The organism is Pseudomonas sp. SA195 (assembly GCF_054131565.1).
Genome location: NZ_CP096392.1, coordinates 3,385,106 through 3,408,583, shown reverse-complemented (window position 1 = coordinate 3,408,583; position 23,478 = coordinate 3,385,106). Strand labels below are relative to the sequence as shown.

General features: G+C 60.4%; 27 protein-coding genes. 17 read left to right on the top strand and 10 right to left on the bottom strand.

The features are described from left to right. Positions 1-130 precede the first annotated feature (130 nt). Positions 131-547, top strand: coding sequence for a hypothetical protein (locus M1D78_RS15840; protein ID WP_437420946.1), 417 nt, complete (start codon positions 131-133; stop codon positions 545-547). 19 nt (positions 548-566) lie between these two features. On the opposite strand, the gene M1D78_RS15835 is transcribed toward M1D78_RS15840, so the two are convergent. Together M1D78_RS15835 and M1D78_RS15830 are read right to left on the bottom strand one after the other, a co-directional pair. Then, positions 567-1,388: an enoyl-CoA hydratase gene (locus M1D78_RS15835; protein ID WP_437420945.1), complete on the bottom strand. Its 822-nt coding sequence runs from the start codon at positions 1,386-1,388 to the stop codon at positions 567-569. Between the two features lie 208 nt (positions 1,389-1,596). Next, complete coding sequence (locus tag M1D78_RS15830; protein WP_437420944.1) at positions 1,597-2,841, bottom strand: ABC transporter substrate-binding protein; 1,245 nt, start codon at positions 2,839-2,841, stop codon at positions 1,597-1,599. Positions 2,842-3,080: 239 nt separating this feature from the next. On the opposite strand from M1D78_RS15830, the gene ung reads away from it, so the two are divergent. Next, the gene (gene ung / locus M1D78_RS15825) at positions 3,081-3,776 is read left to right on the top strand and encodes a uracil-DNA glycosylase (protein WP_437420943.1); all 696 of its coding nucleotides are present in this window, start codon (positions 3,081-3,083) and stop codon (positions 3,774-3,776) included. Between the two features lie 33 nt (positions 3,777-3,809). On the opposite strand, the gene M1D78_RS15820 is transcribed toward ung, so the two are convergent. From M1D78_RS15820 to ygfZ, 3 genes are all read right to left on the bottom strand, one after another. Continuing rightward, positions 3,810-4,328, bottom strand: coding sequence for a DUF4142 domain-containing protein (locus M1D78_RS15820; RefSeq protein WP_437420942.1), 519 nt, complete (start codon positions 4,326-4,328; stop codon positions 3,810-3,812). A 146-nt stretch (positions 4,329-4,474) separates the two neighbouring features. Further along, positions 4,475-5,311, bottom strand: a complete 837-nt coding sequence (locus tag M1D78_RS15815; RefSeq protein ID WP_437420941.1) for an HDOD domain-containing protein — start codon at positions 5,309-5,311, stop codon at positions 4,475-4,477. Positions 5,312-5,350: 39 nt separating this feature from the next. Continuing rightward, positions 5,351-6,292 (bottom strand): CAF17-like 4Fe-4S cluster assembly/insertion protein YgfZ, encoded by a 942-nt coding sequence (gene ygfZ, locus M1D78_RS15810; RefSeq protein WP_437420940.1) that lies wholly within the window; start codon positions 6,290-6,292, stop codon positions 5,351-5,353. 150 nt (positions 6,293-6,442) lie between these two features. Between ygfZ and M1D78_RS15805 the strand changes: the two genes are divergently transcribed. Together M1D78_RS15805 and M1D78_RS15800 are read left to right on the top strand one after the other, a co-directional pair. Continuing rightward, entirely contained in the window at positions 6,443-6,697 is a 255-nt protein-coding gene (locus tag M1D78_RS15805) for an FAD assembly factor SdhE (protein WP_437421331.1), read from the top strand. Next, positions 6,681-7,136, top strand: coding sequence for a protein YgfX (locus tag M1D78_RS15800; RefSeq protein WP_437420939.1), 456 nt, complete (start codon positions 6,681-6,683; stop codon positions 7,134-7,136). Before M1D78_RS15805 ends, M1D78_RS15800 begins: the two co-directional genes overlap by 17 nt. Here the strand turns inward: M1D78_RS15800 and nadB are convergent. Continuing rightward, positions 7,105-8,718 carry an L-aspartate oxidase gene (nadB, locus tag M1D78_RS15795; RefSeq protein ID WP_437420938.1) on the bottom strand — a complete coding sequence of 538 codons (1,614 nt, stop codon included), beginning with the start codon at positions 8,716-8,718 and terminating at the stop codon, positions 7,105-7,107. The two genes, M1D78_RS15800 and nadB, sit on opposite strands and share 32 nt — an antisense overlap. Before the next feature lie 367 nt (positions 8,719-9,085). On the opposite strand from nadB, the gene rpoE reads away from it, so the two are divergent. The 12 genes from rpoE to pdxJ all read left to right on the top strand — a co-directional run bounded on the left by rpoE (position 9,086) and on the right by pdxJ (position 19,642). Beyond that, entirely contained in the window at positions 9,086-9,667 is a 582-nt protein-coding gene (gene rpoE / locus M1D78_RS15790) for an RNA polymerase sigma factor RpoE (RefSeq protein ID WP_437420937.1), read from the top strand. A 31-nt stretch (positions 9,668-9,698) separates the two neighbouring features. Beyond that, complete coding sequence (locus tag M1D78_RS15785) at positions 9,699-10,292, top strand: sigma-E factor negative regulatory protein (RefSeq protein ID WP_437420936.1); 594 nt, start codon at positions 9,699-9,701, stop codon at positions 10,290-10,292. An 8-nt stretch (positions 10,293-10,300) separates the two neighbouring features. Further along, positions 10,301-11,254, top strand: a complete 954-nt coding sequence (locus tag M1D78_RS15780; protein WP_437420935.1) for a MucB/RseB C-terminal domain-containing protein — start codon at positions 10,301-10,303, stop codon at positions 11,252-11,254. Next, on the top strand, positions 11,251-11,742 hold the full coding sequence (locus M1D78_RS15775; protein ID WP_437420934.1) for a SoxR reducing system RseC family protein: 492 nt from the start codon (positions 11,251-11,253) through the stop codon (positions 11,740-11,742). Before M1D78_RS15780 ends, M1D78_RS15775 begins: the two co-directional genes overlap by 4 nt. Then, positions 11,720-13,141 (top strand): DegQ family serine endoprotease, encoded by a 1,422-nt coding sequence (locus M1D78_RS15770; protein ID WP_437420933.1) that lies wholly within the window; start codon positions 11,720-11,722, stop codon positions 13,139-13,141. The genes M1D78_RS15775 and M1D78_RS15770 overlap by 23 nt, the downstream gene beginning before the upstream one ends. Before the next feature lie 172 nt (positions 13,142-13,313). After that, positions 13,314-15,113, top strand: a complete 1,800-nt coding sequence (lepA, locus tag M1D78_RS15765; RefSeq protein WP_437420932.1) for a translation elongation factor 4 — start codon at positions 13,314-13,316, stop codon at positions 15,111-15,113. A gap of 1 nt (position 15,114) precedes the next feature. Then, entirely contained in the window at positions 15,115-15,969 is an 855-nt protein-coding gene (lepB, locus tag M1D78_RS15760; RefSeq protein WP_437420931.1) for a signal peptidase I, read from the top strand. Between the two features lie 88 nt (positions 15,970-16,057). After that, positions 16,058-16,435 (top strand): DUF4845 domain-containing protein, encoded by a 378-nt coding sequence (locus M1D78_RS15755; protein WP_437420930.1) that lies wholly within the window; start codon positions 16,058-16,060, stop codon positions 16,433-16,435. Next, on the top strand, positions 16,432-17,121 hold the full coding sequence (gene rnc / locus M1D78_RS15750) for a ribonuclease III (protein ID WP_437420929.1): 690 nt from the start codon (positions 16,432-16,434) through the stop codon (positions 17,119-17,121). Before M1D78_RS15755 ends, rnc begins: the two co-directional genes overlap by 4 nt. Beyond that, positions 17,114-18,028, top strand: coding sequence for a GTPase Era (gene era, locus M1D78_RS15745; protein WP_437420928.1), 915 nt, complete (start codon positions 17,114-17,116; stop codon positions 18,026-18,028). The genes rnc and era overlap by 8 nt, the downstream gene beginning before the upstream one ends. 182 nt (positions 18,029-18,210) lie before the next feature. Next, on the top strand, positions 18,211-18,903 hold the full coding sequence (gene recO, locus M1D78_RS15740) for a DNA repair protein RecO (protein ID WP_437420927.1): 693 nt from the start codon (positions 18,211-18,213) through the stop codon (positions 18,901-18,903). Further along, the gene (gene pdxJ / locus M1D78_RS15735) at positions 18,896-19,642 is read left to right on the top strand and encodes a pyridoxine 5'-phosphate synthase (RefSeq protein WP_437420926.1); all 747 of its coding nucleotides are present in this window, start codon (positions 18,896-18,898) and stop codon (positions 19,640-19,642) included. The genes recO and pdxJ overlap by 8 nt, the downstream gene beginning before the upstream one ends. 220 nt (positions 19,643-19,862) lie before the next feature. Here the strand turns inward: pdxJ and M1D78_RS15730 are convergent, their stop codons facing one another. After that, on the bottom strand, positions 19,863-20,753 hold the full coding sequence (locus M1D78_RS15730) for a LysR family transcriptional regulator (RefSeq protein WP_437420925.1): 891 nt from the start codon (positions 20,751-20,753) through the stop codon (positions 19,863-19,865). A 158-nt stretch (positions 20,754-20,911) separates the two neighbouring features. On the opposite strand from M1D78_RS15730, the gene M1D78_RS15725 reads away from it, so the two are divergent. Beyond that, entirely contained in the window at positions 20,912-21,208 is a 297-nt protein-coding gene (locus M1D78_RS15725) for a hypothetical protein (RefSeq protein ID WP_437420924.1), read from the top strand. Here M1D78_RS15725 and cmoB read toward each other — a convergent pair. The 3 genes from cmoB to M1D78_RS15710 form a co-directional block, all read right to left on the bottom strand. Continuing rightward, positions 21,189-22,151 carry a tRNA 5-methoxyuridine(34)/uridine 5-oxyacetic acid(34) synthase CmoB gene (gene cmoB, locus M1D78_RS15720; protein ID WP_437420923.1) on the bottom strand — a complete coding sequence of 321 codons (963 nt, stop codon included), beginning with the start codon at positions 22,149-22,151 and terminating at the stop codon, positions 21,189-21,191. The two genes, M1D78_RS15725 and cmoB, sit on opposite strands and share 20 nt — an antisense overlap. Further along, on the bottom strand, positions 22,148-22,891 hold the full coding sequence (gene cmoA / locus M1D78_RS15715) for a carboxy-S-adenosyl-L-methionine synthase CmoA (RefSeq protein WP_437420922.1): 744 nt from the start codon (positions 22,889-22,891) through the stop codon (positions 22,148-22,150). Before cmoA ends, cmoB begins: the two co-directional genes overlap by 4 nt. A gap of 77 nt (positions 22,892-22,968) precedes the next feature. Further along, positions 22,969-23,364, bottom strand: coding sequence for a protease inhibitor I42 family protein (locus tag M1D78_RS15710; RefSeq protein WP_437420921.1), 396 nt, complete (start codon positions 23,362-23,364; stop codon positions 22,969-22,971). Positions 23,365-23,478: the final 114 nt, after the last annotated feature.

The window sequence follows — 23,478 nt, the reverse complement described above, 5'->3', positions numbered from 1 at the left end:
AAGCTGAGGCTGCCGGCGGCGGACATATGTGGAAATGAACCGGCCGTCCCCGACCTGCAAGGGGCGCTCCTGGTTGTGGTCTGATAGTTGGAGGTCTTCGCCCGCTGCGACAGGCCATGGGAGGTGTTCGATGTCCATTCGAATGGTGCTGGCTGTGGTCAGCCTTGGGCTGGCTTTTCAGGTATCCGCCGATTCGCGCGGTGGCGTCTGGGTTTATCAGCCGGACGGCGGCAGCTATCGGGTACAGTCCGGGCCCCGGATTTACGATCCTCGCAGCCCTTATTCCAACTTTCCCCAGTACCGGCAGAATCTACCGCCGCGCATGCAGGGCCAGTTACCCCCGCAGTATTACGATCGCCACCGTGGCAATGCCGGGCGCGATTGGGACCGGGGCCGTTATCAGGGCTGGAAGCAGGAACGGCACGGTCGGTTTGAGCGGCCACCCCGTTGGCACCGACATGATGACCGGCGCCACGACCGCCCCCCGGTGCGGGACTATCGCGCCTTGCAGCAGCGCGGCTATGAAAGCCGTGCCTATCGGCGATAGGTGCTAGCGCAACCGGCGCCTAGCGGTTGCGCCATCGGGGCTCGCGTTTCTCCAGAAAGGCGTTGACGCCTTCGCGGGTGTCTTCGGCTTCGAAAAGGTCGACGAAAGCCTCGCGCTCATCTGCGGCCAGCGCGGCGGGCCCTCGCGTCTTCATCGAGTCGATCAGCGGTTTGATGGCCCGGACGGCGACCGGACTCTGCCGCGCCACGCGTGATGCCATGAGCAAAGCATGCCCGCGCGCCTCGCCTGGCTCCACGACTTGCTCGATTAGCCCGATCCGTAATGCGGTATCCGCCGTCAGCCGCTCGCCGCAGAGAATCATGCGCTTGGCCCAGCCTTCGCCGACCAGCCAGGCCAGGGCTTGGGTCCCGCCGGCACAAGGCAGCAGCCCGACCGAGGCTTCAGGCAAGCCCAGTTGGGCGTGCTGCTCGGCGATGCGAATGTCGCAAGCCAGCGCGCACTCGAGCCCGCCGCCCAATGCGTAGCCATTGATGGCAGCGATCGAAACGCCGCGGAATGCGCGAAGCGACTCGAACGCCTCTCCGAAGCGGCGGGCCATCTCCCGTGCGCGGTTGCGGTCGCCATCGGCGAAGAGCTTGAGGTCGGCCCCGGCGCTGAAGAATCGGTCGCCCTGGCCGGTGATCACTAGCGAATAGACATCGTCGTCGTGGTTCAGGTGTTCAATGAGCAGCTTGAGACCGATCAGCGACTCCCGATCCCATGTGTTTGCAGGTGGTTGGTTGATGGTGATGAGCGCAGTGTGCCCGTGCTTTTCCACGGTGAGTTTATGGGTCAGATCGAAGACGCCGGGTTTGTACGGCTCGACTGCGGTAGTGCTCATGAGGGGCCTCCTGAACAGGCGATGCATGCGGAACACAGGGCATCAGAATCCCCGACGGCGCCGCAGGTTGCACTGCGAGACGCCGGTGTACCGACAAACGGTTGCCTTGAGTTAGGGCTCGCCAGGCCACAGTAGGCAGGCGCTTCGAAGCACACCGGTAGGCGTTGGCCTGGGCATATGGGCAGTCGTTCGCTCGGCGTCTCGCTTGTTATTGGAGGGCCAGCTTTTGACCGCTCGCAGTGCGCTCTAGCTGCCACTGCGCCTGGGTAGGGGCGGCTTGTTCGGCGCTGAGGCGATGGACGATCTCGAAGTAGTCCTGCTTGAAGCGGTCCTTGAGCACTTCAGCTCGCTCCTTGACGCGAACTGCGTAGATGGTTTGCACATTCTGATGGTCGAACGCGCGCCATTGCTGTTCGTCCTTCAGCAGGCGGTAGCGATGGCCCTCCAGCGCGGCGATGATCTTTTCGCTGTCGAGGCTGCGGGCCCGAGTCGCGGCGTCTGCCCATTGGTAGACGATGCTGTAGGCCGAAGCGGCCGAACTGGACGGATGGGTCTGATAGCGCTCATCATAGTTAGCGACAAACTGTTGCCCAGCGGCAGAACCCTCCATCTCTGGCACGCGCCAGGTCCAGGGCTCGGTTCCCAGCACGCCGCGCATGATGTCGGGTCCCGCGGTCTCGACCATGCTTTGCGTCAGGTTCGGCACGGCGACTTGCATGCGTTTGTTGAGGCCCATTTCATCAGCGATGCGCATCGCACGAACAAGGTCTTCACCAAACAGCACGAGCACCAGCACCTCTGCTTCGCTCGCGGCCGCTCGGGTCAAGGCGTCACGGTAATCGGATAGGCGCGCCCCGGGAAAAGCCGTTTTCAAGCCTGGATGGAGCGTACCGTCTTGGGTGCCGGTGGCCTGGCGAAGTGAGCTTTCGCTGGTGTGGCCCCAGGTGTAGTCGGACGTAATGTAGAAGTAGCGTTTATTCGGCAGGTTCTGGTTCAGGTATTCGCCCAGGACCTTGGCACTCATCCAGGCGTTGTTGCATTCCCTGAACATGTACCTATGGCCGTCCTTGCCGGTGGTGTCGTTCGAGTAGGTGAGCGTACCGAAGTAGAGGAGGCCACGCTCCTTTGCGCGCTTGCCGGCGGCAATGGCTACGGCACTGGACGCACCGCCGAAGAGCATGACGGCACCCTCATCGGCCAGCTTGTCGACGTTGGCAACGGCTTTCTCGGGGCGGGACGCGGAGTTGCGGCTGGACAGGCGTAGCGGTCGGCCGAGCACGCCACCCTTGGCATTGATTTCGTCGATAGCCAGCAGGGCGCCTCGCATCTGCGCTAGGCCTTCCTCCTTGTAACTGCCAGTGCGGGGATAGTTGAGACCAAGGGTAATGGGGTCGGCTGCTTCAGCACTCAGGCAAAAACCTAGCGCCAACGCCAGTAGGGTGGTCCGTTTCATAACAGTGATCCTTGTTGTATTTGTTTTATTGGCGTCGCTTTTTTTACGCGTGTTGCGGCAATTCGTCACCCCTTCAATTAGTCGTAGACGGATCGTCGTTCCGCGCCGTGCGATGCTCCGCAGATTGAGCAAATTCACATGAGCGCAGTGGCGCCACTAACGAGCTGACAGATCTGCCTTGCATTGACTCAGGCGGGGGCATTCCTTAGGGTGCAGCGCTGTCCAGAGAGAGCCATGCCGTGAGTGATGACGACCGCATAAAACTGGAATCGACCTGGAAGGAGGCCCTCCGGGACGAGTTTGCGCAGCCCTATCTGCAGGCGCTCAGCGTGTTCCTGCGGCAAGAAAAGGCGGCGGGGAAAACCATCTATCCGCCTGGTCCCTTGATCTTTCATGCACTGGATTCGACGCCGCTACCCCAGGTGCGTGTGGTCATTCTCGGTCAGGATCCTTATCACGGGCCGGGGCAGGCACACGGGTTGTGTTTCTCGGTGCAACCAGGCGTGCCTGCGCCGCCATCGCTTCAAAACATCTTCAAGGAGCTCAAGCGCGACCTGAACTTGCCAGTACCCAACCATGGCTACCTGCAGCACTGGGCGGACCAGGGCGTGCTGTTACTCAACACATCGCTCACGGTGGAGCGGGGCATCGCGGGGTCGCATGCAAAGGTGGGCTGGCAGCGATTGACGGACCGGATTATCGAGGTCGTCAGCGAGACGCGTCCGAACGTGGTGTTCATGCTCTGGGGGGCGCATGCTCAGGGTAAGGCGAAGCTCATCGACGCGACCAAGCACTTGATGCTTAAGTCGGTTCACCCGTCGCCGTTATCGGCGCATCGTGGATTCATTGGTAACGGTCATTTCAGCCGCGCCAATCAGTTCCTGACGCAGCACGGGGTCGACCCCATCGACTGGCGGTTGCCGGAAACGCTGTGACGAGGCGCCGGTATGCCCGGCGCCGGAGAGAAATTACTGCTTGCTGCCGTGCTTGCCAGCCAGTTCCTTGGCATGTTTCAGGTGCTGTTCGAGTTCTGGCAGCGTCGACTGCGCGAATGCCTTGAGTTGGGCATTCTCACCGTCCTCGACATACTCACGGTAGAGTTCGATGGTTTGCTCGTGGGCCATGACCTGGTTATTGGCATAAGCCTGATCGAAGTTCTCACCGTCGCGCAGCTTGAGGATCATGGCCTTGGCCTTGTCCATTAGCGTGGCTTCGTCGGAAATCTCCAGGTCTTCATGTTGCCCAGCCAATTCGGCCAGCTTCTGGTTTGACTTGGTGTGGTCGTCGATCATCTTCTGGGCAAAGGTTTTCACGTCTTGCGCCGTACCCTTATCCAGCGCCATACGTGCGGTTTCGATTTCCGCTATGCCCTTCGCCGAGGCCTCGTCGACGAAGTTTTCACCGTCAGCGGCAAGGGCGAAATTCGCGGCTACGCCAAATAGAAGGGCCGCAGTGCCGGACCATAGAGTCTTGTTCGCTCGCATCATGTTCGTTCTCCTTCGATTACCTGGCCTGCCCGTGCCGACCCAGGAGGCGGCACGAGCGGTTGCGGCAAGTACGCCGTCTAATTTGTGACTGGACTGCGTTGGGGCGGTTCCAGTACTCCGGCGAGCGGTCGAAGGAGGTGGGTGGGCTACTGCAACATGCTCATGGCGGCATCCATCGCTGCGGACAGATCCTCGTCTTCCTGCAGTAAAGAGTTCGGGTCTAGCCCCAGCCTGTCGAAGGCAGGGATTTCGTTCCAGTCGAGCTGAGTGAAGGGGTGCGAGCTACCGATGTAGCTTTGTAGCGTGGCGACTTGAACGATGTCGACATAGTCGACCTTTTCGGACGCGCGGGTGAAGCTCAGGTGCTGACCTGGAACGACGGCGATTGCTTCCGGGAACTCCCACGTGCGCAGAATCTTCTCCCCCAGGATCGGGTGGATGCGATCGATCACATGGTTGAGGCTGATCGAATCGCTGAGCAGGGCGCTGTGTTCTTCGGCATAAGTCAGGATCGGCAATATCCCGATCTGGTGGACGAGGCCCGCCAGGGTGGCCTGATCAGCAGGCAAGCGTGTGAAGTTGCGGCAGAGCACATGGCTAATCGCCGCGATTTCGGTGCTCTTGTTCCAAACTTCGCGCATCTTCCGGTCGACTACGTCAGTCGTCGCCTGGAACATCTGCTCCATGGCCAGCCCTGTCGCCAAGTTCGACGTGTAGTTGATACCGAGGCGGCTGATCGCCATTTGCAGATCATTGATTTCACGATTGGTGCGCAATAAAGGGCTATTGACCACCTTGATGATCCGGGCTGTTAGCGCGGTGTCGTTGCCGATGACCTTGGCCAGGGTTGGGATGCTCACGTCCGGGTTTTCGGCGGCCTCGCGGACGCGCAGCGCAACTTCTGGAAGGGTGGGCAGGACAAGCTGGTCGTTTTCGATCGCTTGCATCAGCTCCTGCTGAACTTTATCGGCAAGGGTACTCATGTTGTTCCTTAATGAAGTGCAGTGTTGGCAAGTCGTTATCTAGCGCTGGATCTCTTTGTCCGCGTCCAGGGAGTAGGGCAGGTCGAGCCGTTTGAGCGTCGGGCCTTCAGGTGAGCCGAAGTGGATTCGGCCATCATCGATAGCCTCCTGCTGGACCACTGCGAGCAGCTCGATACCCTGTTCTGCGGCGGCCGCGAGCACGACCTCTCCAACGCTCGATCCGTGCACGGGTGAAAAGAGCGCCGTGCCTGGTGCCGGTAGTGCGGTGGTGTCTGCTGCTAGGCGATACATGCGGCGCTTGAGCTTGCCGAGGTATTGCATGCGCGCGACGATCTCCTGCCCGGTGTAGCAGCCTTTCTTGAAGCTGACGCCGCCGAGAGCCTGTAGGTTGATCATCTGGGGAATGAACAGCTCGCTGGTGTCGCTCATGACCTGGCCAACACCCGCGCGGATCTGGGCCAGAAGCCATTTTTCGAGAGGTGCCTCCGTGAGCTGTGCGGCAAGCGTTGCTCGAACGGTTCCGGCTTCAGATTTAGCGCTCCACAGCTCTATACGGACGCCGTCAAGGCGAATCGCTGACAGCCCATGGCCGCTGGTCACGCTTCCGACACCCTGAGGCAGTTCCAGACCCAGGCTTTCGAGCGCGCCATCGCCGCCGACTAGGCCAAAGCGGGCCCATGCTTCGCTATCGTCCGTCAGCTTAGATTTAGAGAACACGGCATAGCGCGACAAATCTGTCAGTTGCGCTTGCAGCAACCCCGCGTCCATGGCCAGAAGGTAACCATCGGCCTGCGGCAGGATACGAAAGCTCGACTGCATGCGACCTTTAGGCGTGCAGCGTGCGCCAAGGCTGGAGTGGTTGGCATCGAGATAGTTGAGGTTGCAGGTCAGTTGGCCCTGCAAAAACGTGTTGGCGTCCGGGCCGCGTACGGCCAGGACGCCTTCGTGCGACAACGCGCAGAAAAAAGCAGTGTCGGTCATGACTGGTCGCGCCGTTAAAATCCGGACGGGCATCATAGCAGGCCGACGGCTGAACACGGCGTGCGCCAGATGACAGAACGCGTCGCCTTTCATCTGCCGAGCCGTGGCGGCAGCCGCTATAATGCCGCGCTTCAACTCAGGAGCTTGTGCATGGTCGATCAAACCGAACTCAACCGTCTGTTCTGGCACAGTCGCCGAGGTATGCTCGAGCTCGACGTATTATTGGTCCCCTTCGTGCAAGAGGTTTATCCGCATTTGGGGGAGCAGGATCAGGCGCGCTATCGCAAACTGCTGAGCTGCGAAGATCAGGATATGTTTGGATGGTTCATGGAGCGCGCCGAGCCAGAAGATGAAGATTTGCGCCTGATCGTTCGCATGATTCTGGATCGTGTCCAGCCCAACTGAAGCCCCCTTCGAGTGTCATTGGCACCCCTCACGGTCGGTACTCGTCGCGTATTTGGCCGTGCAGGGAATGGTAACGTGCGGCCTCTTTCTACTCCCGATGCCGTTTTGGGTCGCGGCAGCTGGTTGGGTCTTCTGCCTGCTGCATGCCTATTGCGTTCTCCCGACTCACATCCTGCTGAAGCACGACGCGGCATGGGTCGGTTTACGGCACGATCATGCCGGTTGGGCTCTGTGGAGCCGGCGTGCCGGCTGGCAACCCATCCAGCTACGCCCCGATAGCATCGCGCTTCCTCTGGCTGTGGTGCTGCGCTTTCGGTTGCCAGGTGAGCGATTCGCCCGTGGGTTGCTCATACCGCGAGATGCCTTGGCGCCGGAACAGCACCGGCGCCTTCGGCTTCGGCTGAAATTCAGCCGGCGAAGGTGGGTGGCACCAGAATAGTGTCCCGGGCTTCAGAAAGCTGCGAGGGATAATCCAGCGTGTAGTGCAGGCCCCGGCTCTCGCGGCGCTCCATAGCCGAGCGGATCATCAGTTCTGCTACCAGCGCAAGGTTACGCAGTTCGATCAGATCGCGGCTCACCTTGTAGTTGCTGTAGAACTCGTCAATTTCGGCAAGCAGTAGGTGCACTCTATGCTGAGCGCGCATCAAGCGTTTGGTGGTACGCACGATTCCGACGTAATCCCACATGAAGCGCCTCAGCTCATCCCAGTTGTGCGCGATGATCACGTCTTCGTCGGAGTCGGTGACGAGGCTGGCATCCCACGCGGGTAGGTCTGTCGGCATCGCCACCTGGTCAAGTTGGCGCTGAATGTCTTTCGCGGCCGCTTGCGCATAGACGAAACACTCGAGCAATGAGTTGCTCGCCATGCGGTTGGCGCCGTGCAGTCCGGTGAAGCTGGTTTCGCCGATGGCGTATAGGCCGGGAATATCGGTTCGGCCGGCTTGGTCGACGACGATGCCGCCGCAGGTGTAGTGAGCAGCAGGCACCACCGGGATCGGCTCGCGAGTGATATCGATACCAAACTCCAGGCACCGCTCGTATACGGTGGGGAAGTGGGCTCGGACGAAGTCAGCGGGCTGATGGCTGATATCGAGGTAGACGCAATCGATGCCGAGGCGCTTCATTTCATGGTCGATGGCGCGCGCAACGACATCTCGCGGCGCCAGTTCGGCACGTTCATCGAAACGCGGCATGAACCGCTCGCCGTTCGGCAGCTTGAGCAAGGCGCCCTCGCCACGCAATGCCTCGGTAATCAAGAAGCTTTTCGCTTGCGGATGGTACAGGCACGTCGGGTGAAACTGGTTGAACTCCAGGTTGCCCACTCTGCATCCGGCGCGCCAGGCGATGGCGATGCCGTCGCCACAAGCGCCGTCCGGGTTGCTGGTGTAGAGGTATACTTTGGCCGCACCGCCTGTCGCCAGAACCACAAACCGCGCGTTAAACGTGTCGACTTCGCCAGTCGACCGGTCCAGCACGTATGCGCCCAAGCAGCGCCGGCCTTGTCGGCCAAGTTTGTGCTCAGTCAAGAGATCGACCGCGACGCGCTGATGCAGCAGGTGGATGTTGGTTCGGTCGCGGGCGTGCGCCAGCAGGGTGCTGAAGATCGCGGCACCAGTGGCGTCTGCCGCATGGATGATACGGCGGTGGCTATGTCCGCCTTCCCGAGTGAGGTGGTATTCGAACGCGCCGTCTTCGCCGCCCGCATCGTCACGAGTAAAGGGCACGCCTTGGGCGATCAGCCATTCAATGGCTTCCCGGCTGTGTTCGACTGTAAAGCGAACCGCCTGCTCTTTGCAGAGACCGCCGCCGGCGACCAACGTGTCGGCCACATGGGACTCTACGGTGTCAGCTGTATCCAGGACGGCTGCCACCCCTCCCTGTGCCCAGTATGTCGATCCGTTAGATAGATCGCCCTTGCTCAGCACTGCGATACGCAGATGATCCGGCAGGTTCAGCGCCAGGGTAAGGCCAGCAGCACCGCTGCCTATGACCAGAACGTCGTATTGATAGTGTCGACTCATGTTCGGACTCATAAGGAAGGCGGGGGTAGTATATCGAGCCCTAATGCCCGCAAAATAGCGGGCCGTTGCGTTAGGTCTTTGAGGGTCTGGAACTTTTCTTGCAAGACCCTCTCTATAGACAGTTGTGGATGCAAGCCGGCTGGCCACCAAGTGGGCGGCGCGGGTTGGGCGTGGGTTATTTAAAGTCCACCTCGAGCCGTCTCGGTCCACCTCGAGCCGTCTCGCGGCGTTGCTCGTTTTTGTCATCGGATGTGTTGCAGGAATGCTTGCTAGGAGGGGGAGAACTTTTGTGTAAAGCCCGGGTCTATTCTGGCAGGTCAGCTCGCAGGCAGCGGCAGCACCCCTTCCAGGTCACGGAGGAGTGCTTATGCTAACGCAGGAGCAGGACCAGCAACTGGTCGAACGAGTACAGCGGGGCGATAAGCGAGCTTTTGATTTGTTGGTTCTCAAGTACCAGCACAAGATTCTTGGGTTGATCGTGCGCTTTGTTCATGACTCTCATGAAGCGCAGGATGTCGCGCAAGAAGCCTTCATCAAGGCATACCGGGCACTGGCTAACTTCCGTGGTGACAGTGCTTTTTATACCTGGCTGTATCGCATCGCCATCAACACGGCGAAGAATCATCTAGTGGCGCGCGGGAGGCGGCCGCCGGACAGCGATGTCAGTTCGGAGGACGCGGAGTTCTATGAGGGCGACCACGCGCTCAAGGACATCGAGTCGCCGGAGCGCTCGCTTCTTAGGGACGAGATCGAAGACACGGTTCACAGAACCATTCAACAGCTTCCAGAAGATTTGCGTACGGCTCTAACACTGCGTGAATTTGATGGTCTTAGTTATGAAGACATTGCAAATGTGATGCAGTGTCCAGTTGGTACAGTCCGCTCCCGGATATTCCGAGCGCGGGAAGCCATCGATAAATCGTTGCAACCCTTGTTGCATGAATCCTGAGACAGCGGCGATAGCCAAGAGAGGAACCGCCATGAGTCGTGAAGCCCTGCATGAATCGCTGTCCGCGGTGATGGATAACGAAGCGGACGAGTTGGAATTACGTCGAGTTCTCGCCGCACATGGCGACTCGGATATGCGATCGACCTGGTCGCGCTACCAGATTGCTCGTGCTGCAATGCACAAAGAATTGGCCGAGCCTCGGCTGGATATCGCCTCGGCGGTGTCGGCTGCACTGGCGGATGAACCAGCGTTGACGCCTGCCAAAGAGCCGCGGTCCACCTGGCGTAATCTGGGTCGTATTGCGGTTGCTGCTTCTGTTACGGTCGCCGTGCTTGCGGGTGTACGCCTGTACAACCAGAGTGAGGTTGTCGGGCCTCAAATGGCGCAGCAGGCGCCGCAGCCGGCGATCGCTGTTCCACAGACAAACCAGGGGCCGGCGGTTCTGGCTGGTTACAGCGAGGGGGCGTCTGCTCCGGAGGCGGAGGTGACGCAGGCACCCACTGAAGGTTGGCATGAGCAGCGCCTACCGGCCTATGTGCGCCAGCATGCTCAGCAGGCTGCATTCGGAAGCGGCTCCGAAGGTGCGTTGCCATATGCACGTGCTGCCAGTATGGAAGACCGTTAAGGAAAGACATGCGTGTAATACCGCTGTGTGTGGTACTCGGAGGCTGGCTATCAATGCCGGCCTTCGCTGCTGATGCCGGGGCTGATTCCTGGCTTCAGCGTCTGATCAGGGCCGAGGAGCGGCAAAGTTATCTCGGCACCTTCGTATACGAACGCAATGGCAGCTTCTCCAGTCACGCGGTATGGCAACTGGCCGACGGTGACCAAGTGCGCGAGCGGCTGTTTCAGCTCGATGGGCCCGCAGCCGAGGTCATGCTTGAAAACGGCAAGATTGCCTGTGCGACGGAAGAGTTAGCCTCGCAGGTAAAGGATGTCCAGCCGTGGCGTCGTCAGCAGCTGGATCCGGCGCGGTTGTCCGAATCATATGAGCTTCACATGATCGGCGAGTCGCGAGTGGCGGGTCGGTCTGCTGTTGCGATTGCAGTGCAACCACGAGATCAGCATCGCTACGGGTTCGAGTTGCATCTAGATGAGGAAACAGCGCTGCCATTGAAATCGCTGATGCTAGGCGAGGGCGGACAGCTGCTGGAGCGTTTCCAGTTTACCCAGTTTTCGTCTGGCCCCGTTCAGCCCGAGGACGTCGAAGCCGGGCAGGCGTGTCAACCAGTTGCGCTCGCCCAGGTAGAAGAGAAATCAGAAACGACCCCATGGCGCTCCGATTGGCTGCCGCCGGGCTTCCAGTTGCTCGACTCCAATGTTCAGCCTAGCCCCGCATCAGATGAGAAGGTGGCTTGGCTTTCCTATGGTGACGGATTGGCCCGTTTTTCGGTTTTTATCGAGCCGCTGAGCGGAACAGTCGTCGAGGATGCACGCAGCCAGATGGGGCCGACCGTTGCCGTATCCAAGCGCATCACGACTGCGGGTGGTGACGTCATGGTGACGGTCGTGGGCGAGATTCCGCTCGGGACGGCCGAGCGGGTGGCGCTGTCCATGCGTTCGGGCTCGGACCAAGCCGCACAATGATCGAGGAGTCGGGCCGGGTTGTAGCGGTCGATAAAGGTGCTGTTTGGGTAGAAACTCATCGCAGCAGTACCTGTTCCGGCTGCTCCGCCCGAAACGGTTGTGGGCAGGCGCTGATGAACAGGCTCGGTGACAGCAGTCGGCAGATTAAGATGCTCCGTGCAATTTCGGGCATCCAGCTCTGTGTTGGGGACTTCGTCATCGTTGGCGTCCATGAGGATGTTCTGTTGCGAGGCGCAGTGCTTGTGTACTTGGTGCCCTTGCTGTCGCTGATGGGTGCCGCTTTTATTGCTTCCTTTTTCTCGCTCGGCGAGCCTTATGTCATTACGGCCGGCCTGGTTGGTTTTCTGTCTGCATGCGCGTTGGTGCGTGCACAGGCTCGGCGTGGTGCCGCTGATCCGCGGATTCAGCCTGTCGTGCTTCGGACGACGCTTGCAACTGGGGCTGGGTTGTTCCAAAGGGGGGATGATGCTCAAGGTTCGATACGATAGCTGCCGTGCCGTTCTGGCTGCTTTGTTTTTGTGGGGTATCACTGCGACGGCAAACGCTCAGCTACCAGATTTCACGGCGTTGGTAGAAAGTGCTTCGCCGGCGGTTGTCAACATCAGCACCAAACAGAAGCCCCCTACGCGAAGCGCCGCTGCGCAAATGCCTGAACTGGAGGGGCTGCCGCCCATCTTTCGGGAGTTCTTCGAGCACGGTATTCCCCGCGCGCCTGGCCAGGGTGCTCCAGGCCAAGGCCGTGAGGCGCAGTCGCTCGGGTCTGGCTTCATCATTTCCGCTGATGGCTACGTGTTGACCAATAATCACGTCGTTGCCGACGCTGACGAAATTATCGTCAGGCTTCCTGATCGCAGTGAGCTCGAAGCTGAGTTGGTCGGTGCTGATCCGCGTACCGATGTGGCGCTTATCAAGGTCAAGGGCGAAGGGTTGCCAACGGTTAAGTTAGGTGACTCCAGTGCGCTGAAGGTGGGTGAATGGGTGCTCGCGATCGGCTCACCGTTCGGTTTCGACCACACCGTGACTGCCGGTATTGTCAGCGCTACGGGACGCAACTTGCCGAGCGAAAGCTACGTGCCGTTCATTCAGACCGACGTCGCAATCAATCCTGGCAACTCCGGCGGGCCGTTATTTAACCTCCAGGGAGAGGTGATCGGTATTAACTCCCAGATATTCACGCGCTCGGGCGGCTTCATGGGGTTATCGTTCGCCATTCCAATCGATGTGGCAATGGACGTTTCAGACCAGTTGCGTACAGAAGGTAAGGTGAGTCGTGGCTGGCTCGGCGTCGTTATTCAGGAGGTTAATCGTGACCTTGCTGAATCGTTCGGACTCGACCGGCCTGCAGGTGCTCTCATCGCGCAGGTGCTCGATGGCGGGCCGGCTGCTAAAGGCGGGCTGCGGGTAGGTGACGTGATCCTCAGCGTCAATGGCGAGTCGATTGACATGTCCGCAGATCTGCCCCATCTCATCGGCTCCATCAAACCGGGCAGCAAGGCTAGTCTCGGCATCGTGCGCGAAGGCGATCGAGAAACCGTTAACCTGTCGGTTGGCACGCTGCCCGATGAGGGTGAAGAGGTTGTCACCAGCAATGACCGCGGGGAAAAAAGTAGCAATCGCCTGGGTGTAAAGGTTTCGGAGTTGACGGCCGAGCAGAAGCGCAGCCTGGATTTGCAGGGTGGCGTGGTGATCACTGAAGTGCTGAGCGGGCCGGCAGCGATGATTGGGCTGCGTCCCGGCGATGTCATCACCCACCTGAACAACCAGGCCATTGAATCCGCATCCACCTTCGGTCGGGTAGCCGAGGCGTTACCTAAGAATCGCTCCGTGTCGATGCGGGTTCTGCGGCAGGGGCGTGCCAGCTTCATTACCTTCAAGCTTGCGGAGTAACCATTCCCTTGCGAAGCGGCCCTGCGGGCCGCTTTTCACATGCGTCACCGAGGCGTCATCGGTCCCTTTGAATCTCGCCGCAGCGCGGCGTGACGCCGAATAGACCTATCGGGTACACTTGGCGGCTATTTTCGGCAGGCAATGTGCTTGCGACGTATTCGAGTGTTGAGCTGTGAGTGACCTGAGTCATATCCGCAATTTTTCCATCATCGCGCACATCGATCATGGCAAGTCGACCCTGGCCGATCGTTTTATCCAGATCTGCGGTGGCCTGACCGAACGTGAGATGAATGCTCAGGTTCTCGATTCCATGGATCTCGAGCGCGAGCGCGGTATTACCATCAAGGCGCACAGCGTCACGCTGTATTACACGGCTCGAGACGGTAAAACCTATCAACTGAACTTCATCGACACGCCCGGCCATGTCGACTTCACCTATGAAGTCAGCCGGTCCCTCGCGGCATGCGAAGGCGCCTTGCTGGTAGTGGACGCCGGTCAGGGCGTAGAGGCGCAGTCGGTGGCGAACTGCTATACCGCGATCGAGCAGGGGCTTGAAGTCATGCCCGTCCTGAACAAAATGGACTTGCCGCAGGCCGATCCGGAAAAGGTAAAGGGCGAGATTGAGCACATCATTGGCATCGACGCGACCGACGCGGTGCCCTGCAGTGCCAAGAGCGGCATGGGCGTGGAAGACGTGCTCGAGCGTCTGGTGGATGTCATCCCGGCACCCACGGGTGAAATCGATGCACCCTTGCAGGCGCTGATCATCGACTCCTGGTTCGATAACTACCTGGGCGTGGTTTCGTTGGTCCGTGTTCGCCACGGCCGAATCAAGAAGGGCGACAAGGTCCTGGTCAAGTCGACGGGCAAGGTCCATCAGGTCGACAGCGTTGGTGTTTTCAACCCCAAGCACACCACGACGGCCGATCTAAAGGCTGGAGAAGTCGGGTTCATCATTGCTGGCATCAAGGACATTCACGGCGCGCCTGTAGGCGATACGCTGACATTGGCGAACACGCCCGATGTCGAGATGCTCCCCGGTTTCAAGCGGGTCAAGCCTCAGGTGTATGCAGGGCTGTTCCCTGTCAGTTCTGATGACTTCGAGGATTTCCGCGAGGCCTTGCAGAAGCTGACGCTCAACGACGCAGCGCTTCAGTATGAGCCCGAGAGTTCCGACGCCCTCGGCTTCGGTTTCCGTATTGGTTTCCTTGGCATGTTGCACATGGAAATCATCCAGGAGCGCCTCGAACGCGAGTACGACCTGGACCTGATCACCACCGCGCCCACCGTGGTCTACGAACTGGCTCTGAAAAGTGGCGAGGTGATCTACGTCGACAGCCCTTCCAAGTTACCCGACCTTTCGTCCATCGAAGACATGCGCGAGCCGATCGTGCGGGCCAACATTCTGGTGCCGCAGGAGCATCTGGGCAGCGTAATCACGCTTTGCGTCGAGAAGCGCGGTATCCAGATCGACTTGCAATTCCTCGGTTCTCAGGTCCAAGTCCGTTATGACCTTCCGATGAGTGAGGTGGTACTGGACTTTTTTGACCGGCTGAAGTCGGTGAGCCGAGGCTATGCCTCTCTGGATTACAGCTTCGAATGTTTCCAGTCAGCCAATCTCACTCGGTTGGATATTCTGATCAATGGCGACAAGGTCGATGCGCTGGCCCTCATCGTGCACCGCGACAATGCTCAGTACAAAGGGCGCATCCTGGTCGAGAAGATGAAGGAGTTGATCCCTCGCCAGATGTTCGACGTGGCGATCCAGGCCGCCCTTGGCGGGCAGATCATCGCGCGTAGTACGGTGAAAGCGCTGCGTAAAAACGTTCTGGCCAAGTGCTACGGTGGCGACGTCAGCCGCAAGCGCAAGCTGCTCGAGAAGCAGAAGGCCGGCAAGAAGCGGATGAAACAGGTCGGCAACGTCGAGATTCCGCAAGAAGCCTTCCTAGCGGTGCTTAAGGTAGATAGCTGATATGTCCATCAATTTCCCGCTGTTGCTGGTGATTGCCGTAGCGGTCTGCGGCTTTCTATCGCTTCTCGACCTGGTGATCTTCGCACCGCGTCGTCGGGCCGCGATAGCGAATTACCAAGGGCGTGCAGGTGAGCCCGATCAGTCCACGCTGGATGCGTTGAGCAAGGAACCGGTGCTGATCGAATACGGCAAGTCGTTCTTCCCGGTACTGGCCATCGTACTGGTGCTGCGCTCGTTCCTGGTCGAACCGTTCCAGATTCCCTCGGGCTCGATGATCCCTACGCTAGAAGTCGGCGACTTCATACTGGTGAACAAGTTTGCCTATGGCATCCGCCTTCCCGTCGTAGACACCAAGATCATCGAAGTCAGTGACCCCAAGCGGGGCGACGTCATGGTGTTTCGCTATCCAAGCGATCCGAATATCAATTACATCAAGCGGGTGATCGGTTTACCCGGCGATGTGGTTCGTTACAGCAGTGACAAACGACTGACCATCAACGGCGATCTGGTTGCTGAGACTCTCATCGGCGAAGAGCCGGGCAGCCTCGGCAGCGCCAAGCTATACGAAGAGCGCCTCGGTGACGTCGAGCACCTGATCCGCAAGGAGATGGGGCGTTACCGGGTCGAGCCCGATCGTGAGTGGACCGTCCCCGCCGGGCACTACTTCATGATGGGCGACAACCGCGACAATTCCAACGACAGCCGCTACTGGCAGGACGTGAATATCCCGGCAGATCTCGTCGGTATGGTTCCGGACCGCAATATCGTCGGCAAGGCGTTTGCCGTATGGATGAGCTGGCCAGACCCGAAATTTAGCAACCTGCCACATTTCTCTCGGGTCGGTTTGATTCACTAAGCTGTGAATCAGGGCCCGGTTCCCGCGGCCCGGCTCGTTATATTTGAGCTGCCCCGCTTCGTGGGTTACGTACGACATAGAGGTCGACATGAGTTTCGCTCGTTCGCAAAAAGGGCTCTCCATGCTGAGCTGGATCATGGTGCTCGCCGTGGTCGCATTTTTTGCCAGTACTGCTTTCAAGATGTTGCCGCACTACTTCGACTATATGTCCATGGACAAGATCATCTCTGGGGTCGAAAGTGAACAGGCGCTTGAGATCCGCACGGTGCGTGATTTCTACAGCCATGTTCGCAAAGGCATGGATGTGAATGGAATTCGCGACCTCAACCTCGACGAGGCGATGACGGTCGTGATTGAAAATAATGAGTTCAAGGTTCACCTGGACTACGAAAAACGCGAGCCGCTGATCCGTAACCTCGATCTGGTGGCGAACTTCGATAAAGAATATCGCCTAAGGATGCCGTGAGCACTTCGCTAGCCCGACTCGAGCGCAAGCTCGGATATCAATTCAAAGACCAGGAGCTAATGCTCCTGGCTCTGACGCACCGCAGCTACGCCGGACGCAATAACGAGCGTCTGGAGTTTCTTGGCGACGCCATCCTCAACTTCATTGCCGGCGAGGCGTTGTTCAATCACTTCCCCCAGGCCAAGGAAGGGCAGCTGTCTCGGCTGCGTGCTCGTCTGGTCAAGGGCGAAACGCTGGCCGTACTGGCTCGGGGGTTCGAGCTGGGCGACCATCTGCGGCTTGGTTCAGGTGAGTTGAAAAGCGGTGGATTTCGCCGCGAGTCAATCCTTGCTGACACGCTGGAAGCCTTGATCGGCGCCATTTACCTCGACGACGGTATTGAAACTGCGCGGGACCGGGTGTTGGCCTGGCTCGCCAACGAGCTCGAAGGTCTGACGTTGGTCGATACCAACAAGGATCCGAAAACCCGCCTGCAGGAGTTTTTGCAATCGCGGGCCTGCGAACTGCCGAAATACGAGGTGGTGGCCATACAGGGGGAGCCGCATTGCCGGACCTTCTTCGTCGAGTGCCAAGTCGCCTTGCTCAATGAGAAAACCCAGGGGCAGGGCGCCAGCCGGCGGATTGCCGAGCAGGTCGCTGCCGCCTCGGCACTGATCGCGCTAGGCGTGGAGAATGGTCATGATTGATGAACATCAGCTGGAAAGCGAAGACGTGAGCCGCTGCGGCTACGTGGCAATCGTTGGTCGTCCCAACGTGGGCAAATCGACTCTGCTCAACCATGTGCTGGGGCAGAAGCTCGCCATCACGTCCCGCAAGCCGCAGACCACACGCCACAACATGCTCGGTATCAAGACCGAAGGTGCCGTTCAGGCCGTCTACGTGGACACGCCCGGCCTGCATAAGAACGGCGAGACGGCGCTGAACCGCTACATGAACCGAACGGCTGCCTCGGCGCTGAAGGATGTCGACGTTGTGGTGTTCGTCGTCGACCGCACACGGTGGACGGATGAGGACCAGCTGGTACTCGAACGGATCCAGTACGTCGAGGGTCCCGTCATCGTTGCTGTGAATAAGACCGACCGTGTTGAGGATAAGGGAGAGCTGCTGCCGCATTTCGAATGGTTGTCGCAGCAGTTGCCCAACGCCGAAATTGTCCCGATTTCCGCCCAGCATGGGCAGAACTTGGACGTCTTCGAAAAGCTGGTTGCTTCGCATCTGCCGGAGGGCGAGCATTTCTTTCCCGAAGATCAGATTACCGACCGCAGCAGCCGATTCCTGGCAGCCGAATTGGTCCGAGAGAAGATCATGCGCCAGCTCGGCGCCGAGGTGCCGTACCAGATCACTGTCGAGATCGAGGATTTCAAGCAGCAAGGGCACGTCCTGCATATTCATGCATTGATCCTCGTCGAGCGTGACGGCCAGAAGAAAATCATCATTGGCGACAAGGGCGAACGCATCAAGCGCATCGGCCAGGAGGCGCGCAAGGACATGGAGGTGCTGTTCGACTCCAAGGTCATGCTCAACCTCTGGGTCAAGGTGAAAGGCGGCTGGTCGGACGACGAGCGTGCGCTGCATTCGCTTGGCTATCAGTAGGCTAAAGGTCTGGCCAGGCACTAGACGCTTGATGACATGAGCGGCGCAGAGCCCGTGGCTTGTAGCGGCGCCCTTGGCCCTAGGGCGACTGATTTCGCCGAGCTACGGTGATCCTGGTGTATTGACGGCGGGCTTCGCTGGTTCTAGGCCCGCTCCGCCCTCCAGTCTAAAGCGCAGGATCCATGACCATCCAATCCGCCTTCGTTCTGCACAGCCGGCCCTATCGTGAAAGCAGTGCGCTGGTGGATTTTTTAACGCCTGCCGGTCGGCTGAGGGCAGTGTTGCGAGGTGCGCGTGGCAAAGCCGGTACGCTCGCGCGACCCTTCGTCCCGTTGGAGGTCGAATTTCGCGGCCGTGCGGATCTCAAGACTGTGGGCCGACTCGACAGCGCTGGCCTGGCCTATTGGCTGGACGGTAATGCGCTGTTCAGCGGCATGTACCTCAACGAGTTGCTGATCCGACTGTTGCCTGCCGAAGATGCACACCCCGCCATGTTCGATCACTATGCTGCCACCTTGCCGGCGCTGGCCGCCAAGCGTCCATTGGAGCCAATTCTTCGCGCATTCGAGTGGCGGCTGCTGACCGAACTCGGCTACGGTTTTTCTCTGGATACCGATATCGCTGGCCAGCCGATCGTGGCGACCGCCGCCTACCGTTTGTTGCCTGACACCGGTCTTGAACCGATCGGCCAGTTCCAGCCGGGCCTGTTCAACGGCGCGGAACTCCTGGCAATGGCCGAAGCCGATTGGACCGTGCCGGGAGCGTTGGCAGCCGCGAAGCGTTTGATGCGCCAGGCCTTGGCGCCCCATCTAGGTGGCCGGCCGTTGGTCAGCCGGGAACTGTTCATGAATACAAAGGAGACTCCGCGTGACTGAAGCCAATCGAATCCTGCTCGGCGTCAATGTCGATCACGTCGCTACGCTGCGCCAGGCCCGCGGTACCCGTTATCCGGACCCGGTCAAGGCCGCGCTGGATGCCGAGGAGGCGGGGGCGGATGGCATCACCGTGCACCTGCGCGAGGATCGCCGCCACATCCAGGAGCGCGACGTGCTCATGATGAAGGATGCCTTGCAGACCCGAATGAATTTCGAGATGGGCGTGACCGAGGCGATGCTGGCATTCGCCGAGCGGCTGCGCCCTGAGCATGTGTGCCTGGTTCCCGAAACCCGGCAGGAACTGACTACCGAGGGCGGGCTGGACGTGGCGGGCCAGGCGTCGCGCATCAAGGAGGCTGTCGACCGGCTTGCGGCCTGTGGTGCGGAGGTCTCTCTGTTCATTGACGCCGACCCGGCGCAGATCGAGGCGGCGGCACGGGTTGGCGCGCCTGCTATCGAACTGCATACCGGGCGCTATGCGGACGCGCACAGCCTGGCAGAGCGCGCGTGCGAGCTAGCCCGTATACGTGACGGGGTGGAGGCGGGGCTTAGCCATGGCTTGATCGTCAACGCCGGGCACGGCTTGCACTACCACAATGCCGAGGCCATCGCGGCGATTCGCGGTGTCAACGAACTGAACATCGGCCATGCGATCGTGGCCCACGCGCTATTCGTCGGCTTCAAGCAGGCCGTAAAGGAAATGAAGCACCTGATTCTGAGCGCCGCTGCGCGTGGTTGACCGGCACCGCGTCAGTGGGTGAAGAGGTTCAGCGGAACCGTCAGTACCAGACTCAGGATGAGTGTCGAGGTCATTGAGTCGAGCGCTCACCCGCGCTCGGACTCGATCCGGATGTCTCGGGGAGCCTGCCAAATTAGGCAAGCAGCCCCGGCGCGCAATGCTGGATGGCGCCGATGGTCAAGGTCACGCCACCGCCAATTCCCTAGTTGAATGGTGCTATTCAGTGATGCGTGGCGAAGGCCGCTACCACATGGCGCGCCAGCACTTCGGCCGGCTCACTGGGTTGCGCGGTGCAGAGCAGCTTGATCTGGTACTGGCCGAGCGGTGGCAGCAGCTCGGTTTCTTCCAAGCGTTTCAACGGGGTGCGGACCAGGCTGAGCGGATAGGGCGCGACGGCCAGGTCTGCAATCATCGCCGCTTCCTGTCCGGCGCATTGCTCGCTTGAGTAGGCAATTCGATACGCACGTCCGGCCCGGTCGAGCGCGTCGAGGGCTTGGCGGCGCCAGGCGCACTCCGGGCTGGCCAGTGCCAGCGGCAGCGGCGTGCGCTCGGCGGCGACACCTCCGGCGCGGCCGGCCCAGACCAGCGGTTCGCTGAAGATCACGTCGCCGCGAGAGTCGTCTTGTCCGAGATTGCCGACGCTGACCAAAGCCACGTCCAGCTCGCCTGCGTCGATGCGCTCGATCATATCCACGCTCCGGCCGACCGACACGTTCACTTCAATACCCGGGTGGGTGCGTGCGAACAACGACAGCAAGCCAGGCAGGACATGGGTCCCGATGTCCGCCGGAGTTCCGAAACGAACCTGGCCGCACACGCTGGGTTGGACGAATGCGCTGACCGTTTCTTCGTTGAGCTTGAGCAGGCGGCGCGCATAGCTGAGCAGGCGCTCTCCATCAGGCGTCAGGCTGACTCGCCGGGCTTCGCGGCTGAACAGGGCGCAACCCAGCGTGGTTTCGAGGCGTTTGATCTGCATGCTGACCGCCGAGGTAGTGCGGTATACCTGACCGGCAGTCCGGGTGAAGCTGCCGTTCTCTGCGATGCAGACGAAGGTACGCAACACGTCGATTTCCAGCATGGGCATCGCGGCGTGCGGCAGTGGTTCTGGCATTCCCGGCATAGTGCTTACTCTTCAATTTCACTGAACTGACGTTTCTATTCTAGTCGTTTGTCTGAAACGTCAAGTGCGCCCAATCTGAAGGTGCCGATGCTTTTTCGGCACCAACGGGTGCGACAGGCACCCCCTGCGAGCAGGAGGATGCAATGAAGATGGGTATGAGACTGTATGCACGATCCGCCAAGGTTGGAATAGCGCAGCGTTGCGAGCCGCCACAGCCGGATGTCTACCTGCCAGCGATGTGGCCCGTAGAGCTCCAGCAACGGGTGATCGACTGGCTCAGGGCCTGGCATAAGCGCCGTCTGTATCGGCGCCTGCTCAGGCTGGACGATCGGCAGTTGCGTATGCGCGACCTGAGCCGGCCGCTGTTGCAGGAAAAGGCGCGTATGCCGTTGCGTCAACTCATCGCCGAGCGGCAAGCGGTCGACGTCAGGGCTTGCGGCCGATGAGTACCGCGCGGGTCGGGGCAGGCAGGCCCTCGACCGTCTTGCTGCGGTCGTGTGGGTCGAGGAAGTCGGGGAGCGACTGGTAGCGCATCCAGTCGGTGCTGCGTTGCTCCTCGACGCTGGTGACGCTGACGTCCACGCAACGAACATCAACGAAACCGGCGCGGCGCAGCCAGCACTCCAGCGCTGGCACCGACGGCAGGAACCAGACGTTGCGCATTTGCGCGTAACGGTCTTCGGGTACCAGCGCGGTCTGTTCGTTGCCTTCGACGACAAGCGTCTCGAGCACCAGCTCGCCGCCACGCAGCAGGCAGTCCTTGAGTTCAAGCAAGTGGTCGATGGGGGAGCGCCGGTGGTAGAGCACACCCATGGAAAACACCGTGTCGAAGCCTTCGAGACGAGCGGGCAGGTCTTCCAGGGCCAGCGGCAGGTGCCAGGCCGGCAGTTCGTCGAGGTAGCGCTTCATCGCGTGGAATTGGCAGAAGAACAGCCAGTTGGGGTCGATGCCAACCACCGAATCCGCGCCGGCGCCGAGCATGCGCCACATGTAGTAGCCATTGCCGCAGCCGACGTCGAGCACGCGCTTACCAGCGAGATCGAGGTGGGGTACGACGCGACCCCATTTCCAGTCCGAACGCCATTCCGTGTCGACATGCACGCCAAAGACTTCGAATGGCCCCTTGCGCCAAGGCGACAGGCCGAACAGCGCATCATGAATCGCAGTGCGAGTCTCGTCGCTGCAGTCGCCGCCCAGGCGGAATGCGTCACGCAACTCGACGTGGGCGGGCGTGAGGGCGGGCAAGGCGTCGACGGCACGGCGCCAGCGGGGCAGGTCGCCGTGCCCGATCGCGAGCTTGGCGTCGAGTTGCCGCTGCAGGTCATTGGCCCAGGCGGCCAGCGGGGTTCCGGCCAGGCGCCAGGTCATGGGTGTCAGGTCGAGGTTCATGGCAGGGCGATCAGCGAGGCGAAATTCAGGCATTGGAACCAGGGCACGACCCTGGAGAATCCGGCGGCCAGCAGACGTTGGCGATGCGTCTCGAGGCTGTCGGGCTTCATCACGTTTTCGATGGCGCTGCGCTTCTGCGCGATTTCCAGCTCGCTGTAGCCATTGGCGCGCTTGAAGGCGATGTGCAGGTCGTTTAGCAAGTCATGCTCGACGTCGTCCTCGAAGCGCAGCTTTTCCGACAGGATCAACGCGCCGCCCGGCACCAGCGCTTGGCGGATCGAGGCGAGCAGGGCGGGGCGCTCAGCCGGCGGTATGAATTGCAGGGTGAAGTTCAGCGCGACCAGCGACGTCGGCTGAAATGCCAGCTCGAGCACGTCGGCCTCGATGACGTCGGCCGGCAGCAGCTCTTGAAACATCGAATCTTGGGCATGTAGGTATTCGCGGCAGCGCTCGACCATCGCGGCCGAGTTATCGACGGCCAGCACGCGACAGCCCTCAGCTTTCACATGCCGGCGCAATGCCTGCGTGACCGCCCCGAGCGAGCACCCGAGGTCGTAGAGTCGGGTGTCGGGCTGGGCAAACTGAGCGGCAAGCACGCCTATGTTTTCCACGATCGTTGGATAGCCCGGCACCGAGCGTTTGATCATGTCGGGAAATACGCGCACTACCGCCTCGTTGAAGACGAAATCCTGCGGTTGCGCGAGGGGATGTGCGAACAGGCGGTCGGGTTCGTGGCTCACGGCGGCGTCTGGGGCTGGAAAACAGGGGCGGCATTGTAGCGGAAAGCCGCCCCGATCGCCTTCTGGCGGACGGTCGGCTACTCGACTTCGATCCGGCAGTCGAAAAGGCCGGCTGGCTCGCCGTCGGCCTCCCACGGGCGCTGATAGGTCAGGTACAGGCGGCCTTGGCCCGGCTCGCCGGCCTGGTAACGCCAGGTCGACAGGCCGTCGCCGCCGATCATGCCTTTTTCTGGCGAGCTGAACACTTCCGGCCCGAGGCTCTTAACCTGCGCTTCGGATACCTCCTGGACATTCCAGCGATATCCGGTGGTTGGGTTGCTCGGTAGGCTGACGATCAGCGTCTGGCCGCGTTGCAGCTGCACCGGGCAGTCCGCATCGTCAGTCAGGGTGACACTGCCGGTGGGATGGCTGGCGCAGCCGGCAAGCGCAAGCAATGACGCAAGCGGCAATACGCGGGGCGAAAAGATGGGCATGGGCGAGGTGGCTCCAGACGGCGGGGAAACGGCTGAACCTTAAGGGGCTGGGTGCCTGCTCGTAAAGCCGTTGGCTTGATGGTCATCGGCTGAGTGGGCGGCTGCGGGCAGAGG